A 12,438-nucleotide genomic window follows, 5' to 3' on the forward strand; every position below is an offset into this window, starting at 1 on the left:
CTTGCAGCGACGGACCTCGGGACGCTCTTACACCACGTCTGCGCGCGCCACCTGACGAGAGTGGAAATCTCCCACTTTGAGCCTGCACATAGGCCAAAAATGGGAGATTATCCACTCTCGTTCTGCGAGCACTCATTGGGGACGTACTTAAATGAGTAGTTTCACTCATTTAAGTACGTCCCCAATGAGTAGGAAAAATGGGCCATGTGTCCCAGTTGTGGAGACTCGTTGAGCCGTCTGGGTATCGTGAAAGGCTGCGCACTCCCCCATCATCAAAAGTGACACACGCTACCAGTTGATGGGAGGCAGCCATGGGCTTCTTTGACAAGATGTTCGAGAAGAAAGAGTGCGCGATTTGCGGTACCGAGCTGGGACTTCTAGGTAAGACAAAAATCAATGAAGGCTACCTGTGCAAAGAGTGCGCCGGCAAGCTCTCCCCCTACTTTCACGGCTATCGCTCCAGCACCGCGGACGATATCCGCGAGCAGCTCGCCTACCGCGAGGCCAACGCCGAGCGCCTGGCATCGTTCAATCCCACGCGCACGCTTTCTGCCGGACGCACCAATATTATGCTCGATGAGGACGCAGGCCTGCTGATCATCACCTCGCAGAGCCGCTGGCGCGACGCCAATCCCGACATCATCGAGTTCTCGCAGGTACTCGGCTGCGATATGGATATCGACGAGCATCGCACCGAGATCTATCGCGAGACTAAGGACGGCGAGCGCGAGAGCTACAACCCGCCGCGCTACGACCTGGATTACGACTTTAATCTGACCATCCACGTCAACACGCCGTACTTTACCGAGATCAACCTGCGCGTAAACGACTCCACCATCGATCAGCGCGGGTCCATCGAGTACCGCGAGGCCAAGCGACAGGCAACCGAAGTTCGCGACGCGCTAGTGCAGCTGCGCCAGGAGACGCGCGACAGCGTCGTGGCCGCCAAGGCCCCCAAGACCGCGGTCACCTGTCCCTTCTGCGGAGCCACCACCATTCCCGATGCCAGTGGGCGCTGCGAATACTGCGGCGGCGCCATCGGCGCATAGCCTCCGGCACGGAAAGGACCGATCATGGCCTTCGAGAGCGTTAACTATCAGTGCCCTGCCTGCGGTGGCCCCCTGCATTTTGCCAGCGCCGAGCAAAAGCTTGTCTGCGACTACTGCGATTCGCGTTTTGAAGTCGAAGAAGTCGAGGCCCTCTATCGCGAGCGCCAGGACAAGGCAGATGCCAAAGCCGATGCCGCAGCCGCAGCTCCCAAACCTGCCGCCGACGATGCCGTGCAGGAGCTCGCCCAAAACGCCGGCTACATCTGCTCGTCGTGCGGCGCCGAGCTCGTGTCCGACGGCACCGTCGCCGTCACCACCTGCCCGTACTGCGGCAACTCCGCCGTGGCGCCCGGCCAGCTCTCGGGCGACTTCTCGCCCGACCTGGTGATTCCGTTTAAGCTCGGGCGCGACGATGTCACGACCGCACTCAAGGAACACTATAAGGGCAAGATCTTGCTGCCCAAGAGCCTTGTCACCGGCAACCACATCGACGAGGTCCAAGGTGTCTACGTGCCGTTTTGGCTCTACGGCGCCCGCGTTGACGGCGAAGTGTACTTTGACGCGACCAACGAGACCGTGACCGAGGAATCCGATCGCACCGTCACGACCACCGACCACTACGATGCCTATCGCAAGGGCAATATCTCGTTTAAGCGCGTGCCCGTCGACGGATCGTCCAAGATGCCCGACGGCCACATGGACGCCATCGAGCCGTTTGACTACGACGCGCTGCGTCCGTTCTCGGTCGCATATATGCCCGGCTACATCGCCAACCGTTACGACGAGGACCGCGAGACCTGCAAGGCGCGCGCCGAGCGCCGCATGGAGGAGAGCACGATCTCGGCCCTGCGCGAGACCGTCGTCGACGAATACGACGATGCCACGGTCGAAAGCAAGCAGCTCGACTACACCTGGGAAGACAGCGACTACGCCCTGTTCCCCGTCTGGATGCTCTCCACCTCGTGGAACGGCAAGAGCTACCTGTTTGCCATGAACGGCCAGACCGGCCGCTTGGTCGGCGAGCTCCCCTGCTCCAAGCCCAAGCTCGCTATTGCCTCGGTGCTGTTCTTTGTGATCGGATTTATCCTCTCCCAGATTCTCTTTATGGGTGAGAACGCCTTCGATCCGGATTACCTCGCCTTTGATATCGAGGGCATCCTCATCAACATCGTCGCGCCGCTGATCATCGTGATTATCGGAGACGTGCTACTGGTAGGCCAGCTCAAGACGGCCAACGAGGCCACCCACGCCGACGAGTACTGCGGCGAGCTCGACCTGACCGAGAAGCACGACACCTTCAACCACACCGAGACCACCGTTGTCATGAAAGACGACAAGGACGACTAAGCAATCCGACCAATACCACCCGGCCTTTGACGAGAAAGGAAGATCACCATGGGACTCTTGAAAGCTGGATTGGGTGCTGCCGGCGGCGTCATGGCCGACCAGTGGAAGGAATTTATCTATTGCGAATCGATGCCTGCTGACGTCTTGGCCTGCAAGGGCAGCAAGCGCACCGGTGGCCGCAGCTCCAACACGCGCGGCGAGGACAACGTCATCTCCAACGGCTCCGTCATCGCCGTCAACGACGGCCAGGGCATGCTCGTGGTGCAAAACGGCAAGATCATCGAAGTCGCACTGGAGCCCGGTGAGTTCGTCTTCGATACCGGCAGCGAGCCGAGCGTCTTTAGCGGCAACCTGGGCGATTCCATCAAGGAGACCTTCGCCAATATCGGCAGCCGCTTTACCTTTGGCGGCGACGCGGGCAAGGACCAGCGCGTCTACTTCATCAACACCAAGGAGATCATCGGCAACAAGTACGGCACCGCCTCGCCCGTGCCCTTCCGCGTGGTCGATAACAACATTGGCCTGGACGTTGACATCTCCGTGCGCTGCAACGGCGAGTACTCGTACCGCATCACCAACCCGCTGCTGTTCTACACCAACGTGTGCGGCAACGTGACCGATAGCTACACGCGCGACAAGATCGACAGCCAGCTTAAGTCCGAGCTGCTCACCGCCCTGCAGCCCGCCTTTGCCAAGATCTCGGAGATGGGCATTCGCTACAGCGCCATCCCCGGTCACACCACCGAGCTCGCCCGCGCGCTCAACGAGGTCCTCTCTGCCGACTGGCGCGACCTGCGTGGTGTCGAGATCGTGAGCTTTGGCGTCAACTCCATCGCAGCCTCGCAAGAAGACGAGCAGATGATCAAGGACCTGCAGAAGGCCGCAGTCATGCGCGATCCCACCATGGCGGCAGCCAACATTGCCAGCGCCCAGAGCGACGCAATGCGCGCGGCAGCCGCCAATCCCAACGGCGCGATGGCAGGCTTTATGGGCATGGGCATGGCAGGTGGCATGGGCGGCATGAACGCCAGCCAGCTGTTCGCCGCCGGCCAGGCACAGCAGCAGGCCGCCCCGCAGCCGGCTCCGGCACCCGCTCCCGCACCGGCTCCTGCCGCTGCCCCCGCGGCCGGCACATGGACCTGCAGCTGCGGCGCCACCAACACCGGCAAGTTCTGCTCCGAGTGCGGCAGTCCCGCACCCGCCCCGGCACCGGCCAAGTGGTTCTGCCCCAACTGCGGCAGCGAAAACGGCGGCAAGTTCTGCAGCAACTGCGGAACGCCCAGGCCCTAGCCCCTCTATCTGGTAATTGGCGGGGGATCCGCCACCCCCGCATTTGCTTCTATGGGTTTCGTTCGATAAAGGAGGACACCATGAAGACAACGTTCAAAAAGTCCGTACTCGCATTTCTGACATGCGTCCTTGCGCTCGCCTTTGCCCTGACGGGCTGCAGCGGCGGCGGCAAAGACCCCAAGGCCAACTTCGTCGGCAGCTGGGAACTCTCGGGTGGAACCCCGGAGGGCGAAGAACTGACCGATGAGTACATGAAGATGCTCGAGGATTGGGGTGTACACTGCGTCCTGATTCTCGATGAGGATGGTACAGGTGCCCTCGACCTGTTCCTTGAAGTCGTCGACCTTAAATGGGAGGCAAAGGACGCCACCACCGTAACCATCACCGCCGAAGACGAGTCGCATGACATGAAGCTCAAGGACGGCAAGCTCATCCTCGAAGAGGATGACGGCAATCTTGTCTTTACCAAGTCCGACAAGGACCTGTCCGGCACGGTGAAGAAGGATCGCGAGGCGGCCGAGAAGGAAGAAGAGATCGACGAGGCCGTCGAAGACGACGACGTCCAGAAGATTGAAATCTCCCCCGCCGTCACCGTTGCCGATGACGACCTGTGCACCATCACCGTCACCGAGAAGTTCAAGGACGAGTGGGGCGACATCGGTTTTGTCGTCAACATCACCAACAAGAGCGACAAGGACCTGACCTTCTACGCTCCTTCCGGCAAGACCAACGTCAACGGCACCATGAAGGAACCCTGGTTCTCGGCTCACCTGATGCCCGGCACCAACGCCACCGAGGAATTCACGTTCTCGAGCGGCGAGCTTGACAGCCTTGACGACCTGGTCAACACGACCATCGGCATCGACGCCTACCTGACCGATTCCTACGAGGACGTTGCCTCCTACAGCGCAACCATCGCGTAGCGGTAGACCACGACAGCCGCGGATTGGCGGACACATCCGCGCACACCAGACGGGGCCGCAGGAGATGATCCTGCGGCCCCGCCGCTTTATGCCGACAGCACTGCCCATACAAGCAGGCCGCCCGCCGTTTTTAGATGCGAAACGGTGGGCGGCCTATCTTTGCGGTGCCGGAACACGGGTGAGCGCATCGATTACGGGCGCTCCATGTTGGGAACGATGCTGCCCTCGGTCACCGCATGCACGGCCAGGCGCATGATGTTGTCGTAGCCGGTCTTGCTCAGGATCTCCGAGATGCGGCGCTTGATGGTGCCCTCACTCATAAACAGCTCGGCCGCGATCTCGCGACGACTTTTGCCCTCGCAGGCAAGGCGCAAAATCGATAGCTCGACATCGTCGAGGGCTGCCGTGCCCGAAAAAATGCTCTCGGGCGGCTTGGGAAACGTGCAGTAGCCAGCCAACGTGGAGCGCATCACGGCGAACAGCTCGTCGATACCGACGTTCTTGTACACAAAGCTATCGACGCCCGCCTCGCGGGCCTGATCGACAAAGGTGATCTCGGGCATGCCTGTCATGATAATGATGCGACACTCGGGCAGCTGCTCCTTGATGCGTGCCGCCGCCACGATGCCGTTTGAATCGTGTTCGGTGCACACGTCCATCAGTATCATGTCCGGGCGCTCCTTGAGCGCGACACCCAAGGCCTCGGAGGCATCGGCGATCGCGGCAACGACAGTCATATCGGGCTGGTCGCCAACGGAGCGCGCCAGGCTCTCGCGCAGGATGGCCTGATCTTCGACAATTAACACGCGGATCATGAGTTTCTCCTTTGGGACGTGTCGTTGGCGTTAAGCGGAATGGATACCGTAAGCGTAAAGGGCGGGGTGGCGTGGACCTCTAGGCTGCCACCCAGATCTTGCGCGACATGCCTCATACCTGGGATACCCGTTCCCTCGCGATACGATACGGGGGCCGGGGACCCGTCGTTAGAAATCGTCATGTGCGCGACGGCGTCAGCATCCGTCCCCTCCTGCCACAAGCGCACATGGACCCGATGCGCCTGCGCATGCTTGGTGGCATTGGTCGAGGCTTCGCGGATAATCTGCAAAAAGGCTGCCGCGACACGCACGTCGCTTGGCAGCTCGCCCTCCACATCGATCTGCACGCTCACCAGGCCAAAGGCATGGACGATATCGCCCAGTTGCTCTGCCGGTTCGGTGTCGCCCCCGCTGCGCAGATCGGCAGCGATTGAGCGCAGCAGCGGGTCGATCTGCTCGAGTGACTCGTCATCCAGGCGCCCCTCCTCCAAATAGCGATGGAGGATGGACAGGCGCTGGCCGATCACATCGTGCACGCGGGAACGCATGCGCAGGTAGGCCGCATTGTCGGCAACCTTTTTGACTTCTTCGATCTGGGCCTGGAGCTCTTGGCCCGCAAGCTCAAGCAGGTGGTTGGCCTGCGCCAGGCGGTCATGCGCATGCGCATACTCTGTCACATCCAGACCGATTATGCGCTCGAACGAACGGCCCGAGACCATAACGCCATCGCACACAAACAGGCGAATCTCGGCGGGAGAAACCTCGACCACCGCACGCGCCTCACCAAAGCGGTCCAGGTTGATCCGCACGCTGTTCTTACCGCCTCCGGGCATTTGCATGCTGAGCTTGCGCAAGTCGTTCCATGTACCGCTCATATCGCCTAGGTCGGTGGGCATATGAAGCTCCACCAGGTTTTTGCGCATGCAGCGGTTCATGAGCAGTGGACGGCCCCTCGAGTCCAGATACAGGATGCCCACGGGAATCACGTTGATGGTTTCGATCGTCGAGAACGCGGTGATATCCTCCTGGCGGTTACGGACGTCCATCAAGAGCGCCGCGACGGAACGGAACAGGAAGAACGCTCCCTCTGCGATAAGGACAACGGCCCACACCGAGCCCATGGCAAAAACCACCGGCGGTGTCACGGCGCCAACAAGCAGCAGCTCGGCCAGCATGACAGGGCGACGATAGTGCACCATAAGGACCACGCCATAGGCAAAGATCGCGGCATTGAGCCACAGCACTCCGCCCATTGCCCTGGCGCAAACGTCAAGCGGCGCCACCAGATACGAGCCAGACGACGCGAATAAGATGAGCGCCGAAATCATCAGGTGAAGCACAAGGCTCGTCTCGTAGGCGCAAATCACCTTACGGTTATAGGACGAGCGGCGCGATGCGATGAGCGGGACGTGGATCATCTGCAGACACGCAGCCAGGGCAAAGATAACATCGAGCGCAACGATTTGGGGAAGGATGAACGAAATCTGCATCGTCACTCACCCGCCCTCGGCATCAAGACGATCATGCGCAGCTGGCCGGGCTCGCCCTCAAGGCGGTATGCCACGTTGCGCCCTTGCAGAGCGCTTTCGAGCTCTTGCGCAGCGGGCGTCTGCGAAAGATCTTCATCATCGTTGGAAAATAGCGTGGCGCGCAGCTCGACACTGCACCGGTCATGGTCGCCCAAGTGATACATAAGCGCCGGATGGTCGGTGGTGTAGGCAAAAAACGCAAAGTCATACACGCAGTCGTACAGGGCGCTTACCGTACTGGCGTGCATCGGGCGTCGTATGGCGATAATCGAGGCGCAATCGACATCGATGGTGCGCAGGTCGCTTGCGAGCTCGTTGGCAATGAGTTGAATGCGGTCGCGATCAAAACCGCTCTCCCCGTGCTGCGCCAACGTGAGCGACCCTTTGCGCTTGCAATAGGCGACGAGCATCTTGGCGCGCTGCAGCATGCGGTAACGCTCGTGTGAAGACGCCTCGTCGGTCAACGGTGGCAGCGAGCTCAGCAGGTCGCACATCTCTTCGAACGCGCGGGCAAGCGCCTGGTCCACGTCTTGGACCAGCAAGGTCTCGGCCTCTTGATCTGCCAGGTGCGTCTTAAGGTCGTAGTCGGCCGTGAGCAGCTCATTTTGGCGCTGCAGCTCCATGCGACGATGTGCCAGTTCACGGTTAAGCTCGTTGAGCTCCGACACGTCTTGGGCAAGCAGGGCCGATCCGCCCAGCAGTGGAAAGGCGCGATACATTACATCGGGATCGGACGCCACGGCAAAGGCGTGAGCGTGCCCGTGTTCCTGGGTCCGCAACTCCTCGCGCACGCCTACCGGCATTGGCTTTGACGCCGGCGTGGCATAGACTTCCTGCAGGTCGCGCGTTAGAACTTTGAGGTCGAGCGGCAAGGTGTCGAAGATGCCGGCGATGTCGTGATACGACGGAATGACACCGCAATCGAGACAGATTTCCATCGCCACCACGCACAGGACGCAATAGACGAGCGAAAAGTTGAGCCTCCATGCCCAGGGCACGCGCAACGCATACGAGACGGCAAAGAATGCGCCACCCAGCAGTACGAGCGCCGCCGTGCCCGAGAAACGCTGGATGCGAAAGGACGAGGACCGGCCCACCAGGATAAAAAAGGCAACGAAGTTAAAGGCTGTCCATACCAGAACGGTACCGTAGCCCCAACCATATGTGTAATCGTTGCTCCAGGTGTCGCTTGTACGGTCAAAGTGGAAGACCTGCTGGTGAAAATCGTTGGTGAGCACAAATCCGATAAGCAGGATAGCCACAATCCAAAGCGCAGCGCAGTAGCGGCGACCCAGGCGGTGTTGCTCCAGACCCGCAAGGCGCAGACCACACAACTGGTAGAGCAGCGGAATGAGCGTCATGGGCACGTAGTACAGGTACCACAGCACGGTGGCATAGAACGGCGTGAACGACTTATATTTGAGGATGACCTCGATCATCCACAGGGCGCAGATGGTAGCGACGGCAACAAGACGGCGGCGCAACACATAGTCCAAACAGCGCAGATAGACCGATACGCCCCAGATCGAAAATATAATTGCGGCGACAAGCAGCGGGAGAGAGCTCGAGTGGACGAGCGCATCCACGACCTCTTTGGACACCTCGCTATAGGCGGGCACGGCGTTAGAAAGTTTGGGGTCGAAGGCGAACAGCGCCGGCAAGACTGCCAAAACCATGAGGAACAGCGCGGTGATGGCGCCGGCGATAGCAAAGACGCGGTGACGGTACACCCGATGTGTTATGCCAACAAGGAATCGCGGCATGGCGAAGAGCCTGCCGCCCCTAAGATCCGCCACGGGCGCGGATCGGGCGGTCGCGTGGCCGATATGTCGCTCGCGGGTACCCATAGTCCTTTTAGTGTACCGACAGGCGGGCCCAAAAAGCGGGCCACATGTCCCAAAATCCGCCGACGGCGAGGGACGTCGCCAGCGACTAGTCGTTTAAGAGCGTCCCCAATGACTACCAATGACGAGAGTGGATAATCTCCCACTTTGAGCCCACAAACAGGCTAAAAACGGGAGATTATCCACTCTCATTCTGCGGGCACTCATTTAAGTACGTCCCCAATGAGTGCTTTCACTTCTTTTAACAAAACGCCCGGCGGGCATTAACTGCTCGCCGGGCGTTTTGGTTAGGAAACTCTGAAGTTGAGTGTCTCGGCTTCCTTAGGACAGATCCTCACCATTCGTTTCAATGACATGCTTGTACCAGTGAAAGCTCTTCTTTTTGGAACGCTTGAGGGTGCCGTTGCCCGCATCATCGCGGTCGACATAGATAAAGCCGTAGCGCTTGGACATCTCGCCCGTGCCGGCAGACACCAGGTCGATCGGGCCCCAGGTGGTGTAGCCCAGCAGGTCAACGCCGTCCTCGGTCACCGCATCGCGCATCGCGGCGATATGCTGGCGCAGGTAGTCGATACGGTAGTCGTCGTTGATGGAGCCATCCTCCTCGACAACATCCTTGGCGCCCAGGCCGTTCTCGACCACAAACAGCGGCTTCTGATAACGGTCGTACAGGTCGTTGAGGGTGATGCGGAAGCCCAGCGGATCGATGGCCCAGCCCCACTGGCTCTCCTGCAGGTAGGGGTTCTTGGCGCCGGCGAAGGCGTTGCCCTGGGTGCGCTCGACATCGGGGTTATCGGCACCGGCGGAGCAACGGGTGCTGTAATAGCTAAAGCTGATGAAGTCGACGGTGTTGGCGGCCAGGATCTCGCGGTCCTCGTCCGTCATGCCCACATCGATGCCCAGACGCTCGAGCTTCTTGACGGCATAGGCCGGGTAGTAACCGCGGCTCTGAACGTCGACGAAGAAATAGTTGCTCTGGTTGTCAATCTGCGCCTGGCGCACATCGCCCGGACGGCAGCTGTAGGGGTAGTAGCTACCTGCGGCAAGCATGCAACCGATCTTGACCTCAGGGTCGATCTCGTGAGCGATCTTGGTTGCCCAAGCGCTGGCGACGAGCTCGTTGTGGGCGGCCAGGTACTCGACGGCCTCCTTGTTCTCGCCCTCCTCAAAGACCAGACCGGCACCCATAAACGGCAGGTGCAGGATCATATTGATCTCGTTGAAGGTAAGCCAGTACTTTACCAGGCCCTTGTAGCGGATGAAGATCGTGGCCGCGAGGTTCTTGTAGAAGTCGATGAGCTTGCGGTTGCGCCAGCCGCCGTACTCCTTGATGAGGTGAATCGGGCAGTCGAAGTGCGTGATGGTCACGAGCGGCTCAATGCCGTGCGCCTGACACTCGCGGAACACGTCCTCGTAGAAGGCCAGGCCGGCCTCGTTGGGCTCAGTCTCGTCGCCGTTGGGGAAGATGCGGGTCCAGGCCAGGCTCATGCGGAAGGTCTTAAAGCCCATCTCGGCAAAGAGGGCGATGTCCTCCTTGTAGTGGTGATAGAAATCGATGCCGGTCTGCGCGGGGTAGTAATAGCCGTCCTCGAAGTCGAGCATCTTGCGCTGGCCGGAGACCACCGCATAGCGCTCGGGGCCGTGCGGCGCCACGTCCACGTTGGCCAGGCCGCGGCCATCCACGTCGTAAGCGCCCTCGCACTGGTTGGCAGCCGTCGCGCCGCCCCACAGGAAGTCTTTACGGAAAGCCATGCATCAATCCTTTCACACGCTGTTTGTCGTGGTTTCAGTATCCCCGTAAGCAGCGCGCTACTCAACGGCAACGACGCAGGCCGACACTTCTTTTCGCCCCAACGGCCTCATCCGCCCGCAGCGACTGACACTTCCTGATACCTCGCTTCCTCCCCTGGCAACAGGTTCGCCTCTCGAAGTTTTTCCTCCACAGGAACCCGTCCCCGGGAAGGAAAGGAAGTGAGGGGCCGGGCGGCAATGACTGCGGCTAAGCGTACGTGATGGCCTCCAAACGAAGAAGCACGGGAGAGCTATAGCGCATAATGGCGACCTCGTCGCCGTTGAGACGGCAGTCGCGCACCCACGCGCCGTTCTCAACGGTCCCCGTCTCGAGCGACGCCACATCCACATGCGGCTCACCCGCCGCGTGCGACTCGAGCGCCAAGCCGCAACGAAGCGCAAGCAGGTACACGGCGCCGTCGGCGGCGCGAAGGGCCGCACACGCACCGGGCAGGGCACCCTCATCAAAGCTCACCTTAATTGCTATGGAACCCATATCGAGCAGGCCCTCGGCTGCCACCTCACTCGTCACGGCATCGAGCGTCGCGTACGCGGCATCGTCCTCGGCAAGTTCAAATAACTGAGCCAGCCCACGCGTGACCTCCGCATATTCCTCCCGGTCCTGAGGCGTGAGCAAAGCGGGGTCGCTCGTATCCATGCCAAAGAGAATACCCGCCGAATCGCCAAAGGGCTCGCCCATCTCCTCGTAACCAAAAGGAGCGAAGCACAGGGCATGGTGATGGGCCACCGCCCAGACCTGGCGCGCGGCGGCGTAGGCGTGCGTCGCGGTCTCGGGGATAAAGAGCGGGTTGTCCTCGCGCGCATATCCGTCGCAGACCTTGCAAAACGCCGGGATGTAGATATCGGGGCCCAGCATGTCGATGCTCGGGGCGGCATGCTTCCACACGCCCATCACGCGCAGGTTGGGACCGCCCGTGGGAAAGCGCCCAGGCTTGTGACCCTTGTCGAGCCAGCAATTGCAGGCCGTGGACAGCGGATGCTCGGCGCGGCCCGCTGCGGCGACCGCCTCCACGTAGCGAGCCATGTGGTAGGTGGTAAACATCTCCTCGGCATGCTCGCCAAAAACCTGTTCCCACGAACCAGAGCCGGCGCCCGCTTCAAGGGCTTCCGCAAGCTCAGACGCCAGGGAGGTAGGATCGACCGCAAGCGCCTCGATCAGCTCCGTAGGCACGCTCTCCGCAAAGGCAGCATCCGCCCAAGGCGAGTGCTCACGTGCCGCGACCATCTGGCCGCACTCATTTTCTACCTGCACGAGTATCACCGTATGATCTTGCGCATCCACCTCGCGCAGGTGCGCCATCAAAGCCGCGTAGGCGCCGGCATCCGCCGCGCGCGTCTCCTCGCAATAGAGCGAAAGCGCCGTGATCTCAAAGTTATGGAACTCGGCATAGCGAACCTTGTTCTGCCCGGGCACCATCTGCGCACGGCGAAAACGCTCGATATCGCGTTTGACCCACGCGGGCGCATAGTAGCACTGCGCATTTTTGTACGCGCCAAACCACAGCACGCCCAGGCGCAGCCCGCGCTCGCGGGCAAGCTCGAGCATCATGTCCACTTGGCCAAAGTCAAACTCGCCCTCTGCGGGCTCCAAAAGCTCCCAGGTAACCGGGGCGAGCACGGTATTCATACCGAGCGCCCGCGCGCGATCGAGAGCATCCGCAAAAGCGCGGCGCCCACCCGAGGCGGAGTTATGGCACTCGCCCGCAAACAGCGTATAAGGCCGGCCGTCCACCATCAGGCGTTGCCCGCCGCCAGCACAGGTGTACAACTGCGGAATTTCCGCCATGGCAACTCCATTCTTCCGTTTTGTTTCAACCCCCTGAGGGCCG

General features: G+C 60.7%; 9 protein-coding genes. 4 read left to right on the plus strand and 5 right to left on the minus strand.

The window, feature by feature from the left end:
• Positions 1 to 311: 311 nt before the first annotated feature.
• From DW796_RS08900 to DW796_RS08915, 4 genes are all read left to right on the plus strand, one after another.
• Positions 312 to 1,049, plus strand: coding sequence for a DUF4428 domain-containing protein (locus DW796_RS08900; RefSeq protein WP_022094560.1), 738 nt, complete (start codon positions 312 to 314; stop codon positions 1,047 to 1,049).
• Between the two features lie 24 nt (positions 1,050 to 1,073).
• Complete coding sequence (locus tag DW796_RS08905) at positions 1,074 to 2,396, plus strand: hypothetical protein (RefSeq protein WP_118094875.1); 1,323 nt, start codon at positions 1,074 to 1,076, stop codon at positions 2,394 to 2,396.
• A 48-nt stretch (positions 2,397 to 2,444) separates the two neighbouring features.
• Positions 2,445 to 3,686 (plus strand): SPFH domain-containing protein, encoded by a 1,242-nt coding sequence (locus tag DW796_RS08910; protein WP_089573532.1) that lies wholly within the window; start codon positions 2,445 to 2,447, stop codon positions 3,684 to 3,686.
• A gap of 80 nt (positions 3,687 to 3,766) precedes the next feature.
• The gene (locus tag DW796_RS08915) at positions 3,767 to 4,609 is read left to right on the plus strand and encodes a hypothetical protein (protein WP_118094876.1); all 843 of its coding nucleotides are present in this window, start codon (positions 3,767 to 3,769) and stop codon (positions 4,607 to 4,609) included.
• Between the two features lie 191 nt (positions 4,610 to 4,800).
• Here DW796_RS08915 and DW796_RS08920 read toward each other — a convergent pair whose 3' ends face one another.
• The 5 genes from DW796_RS08920 to DW796_RS08940 form a co-directional block, all read right to left on the minus strand.
• Entirely contained in the window at positions 4,801 to 5,424 is a 624-nt protein-coding gene (locus DW796_RS08920; RefSeq protein WP_055252147.1) for a response regulator transcription factor, read from the minus strand.
• Positions 5,421 to 6,914, minus strand: coding sequence for a sensor histidine kinase (locus tag DW796_RS08925; RefSeq protein WP_118094877.1), 1,494 nt, complete (start codon positions 6,912 to 6,914; stop codon positions 5,421 to 5,423). Before DW796_RS08925 ends, DW796_RS08920 begins: the two co-directional genes overlap by 4 nt.
• 2 nt (positions 6,915 to 6,916) lie before the next feature.
• The gene (locus DW796_RS08930; RefSeq protein WP_118094878.1) at positions 6,917 to 8,800 is read right to left on the minus strand and encodes a histidine kinase N-terminal 7TM domain-containing protein; all 1,884 of its coding nucleotides are present in this window, start codon (positions 8,798 to 8,800) and stop codon (positions 6,917 to 6,919) included.
• Positions 8,801 to 9,118: 318 nt separating this feature from the next.
• The gene (locus DW796_RS08935; protein ID WP_118094879.1) at positions 9,119 to 10,549 is read right to left on the minus strand and encodes a 6-phospho-beta-glucosidase; all 1,431 of its coding nucleotides are present in this window, start codon (positions 10,547 to 10,549) and stop codon (positions 9,119 to 9,121) included.
• Between the two features lie 247 nt (positions 10,550 to 10,796).
• Entirely contained in the window at positions 10,797 to 12,395 is a 1,599-nt protein-coding gene (locus DW796_RS08940; RefSeq protein ID WP_118094880.1) for a beta-galactosidase, read from the minus strand.
• Between the last annotated feature and the right edge of the window lie 43 nt (positions 12,396 to 12,438).

It is taken from the genome of Collinsella sp. AM31-2AC (genome assembly GCF_003469285.1).
Taxonomy (GTDB): Bacteria; Actinomycetota; Coriobacteriia; order Coriobacteriales; family Coriobacteriaceae; genus Collinsella; species Collinsella aerofaciens_AT.

Excerpts from the sequence above, each read along its gene's own strand:
- DW796_RS08900 (WP_022094560.1), top strand. The coding sequence starts at position 312 with ATGGGCTTCTTTGACAAGATGTTCGAGAAGAAAGAGTGCGCGATTTGC.
- DW796_RS08905 (WP_118094875.1), top strand. The coding sequence starts at position 1,074 with ATGGCCTTCGAGAGCGTTAACTATCAGTGCCCTGCCTGCGGTGGCCCC.
- DW796_RS08910 (WP_089573532.1), top strand. The coding sequence starts at position 2,445 with ATGGGACTCTTGAAAGCTGGATTGGGTGCTGCCGGCGGCGTCATGGCC.
- DW796_RS08915 (WP_118094876.1), top strand. The coding sequence starts at position 3,767 with ATGAAGACAACGTTCAAAAAGTCCGTACTCGCATTTCTGACATGCGTC.
- DW796_RS08920 (WP_055252147.1), bottom strand. The coding sequence starts at position 5,424 with ATGATCCGCGTGTTAATTGTCGAAGATCAGGCCATCCTGCGCGAGAGC.
- DW796_RS08925 (WP_118094877.1), bottom strand. The coding sequence starts at position 6,914 with ATGCAGATTTCGTTCATCCTTCCCCAAATCGTTGCGCTCGATGTTATC.
- DW796_RS08930 (WP_118094878.1), bottom strand. The coding sequence starts at position 8,800 with ATGGGTACCCGCGAGCGACATATCGGCCACGCGACCGCCCGATCCGCG.
- DW796_RS08935 (WP_118094879.1), bottom strand. The coding sequence starts at position 10,549 with ATGGCTTTCCGTAAAGACTTCCTGTGGGGCGGCGCGACGGCTGCCAAC.
- DW796_RS08940 (WP_118094880.1), bottom strand. The coding sequence starts at position 12,395 with ATGGCGGAAATTCCGCAGTTGTACACCTGTGCTGGCGGCGGGCAACGC.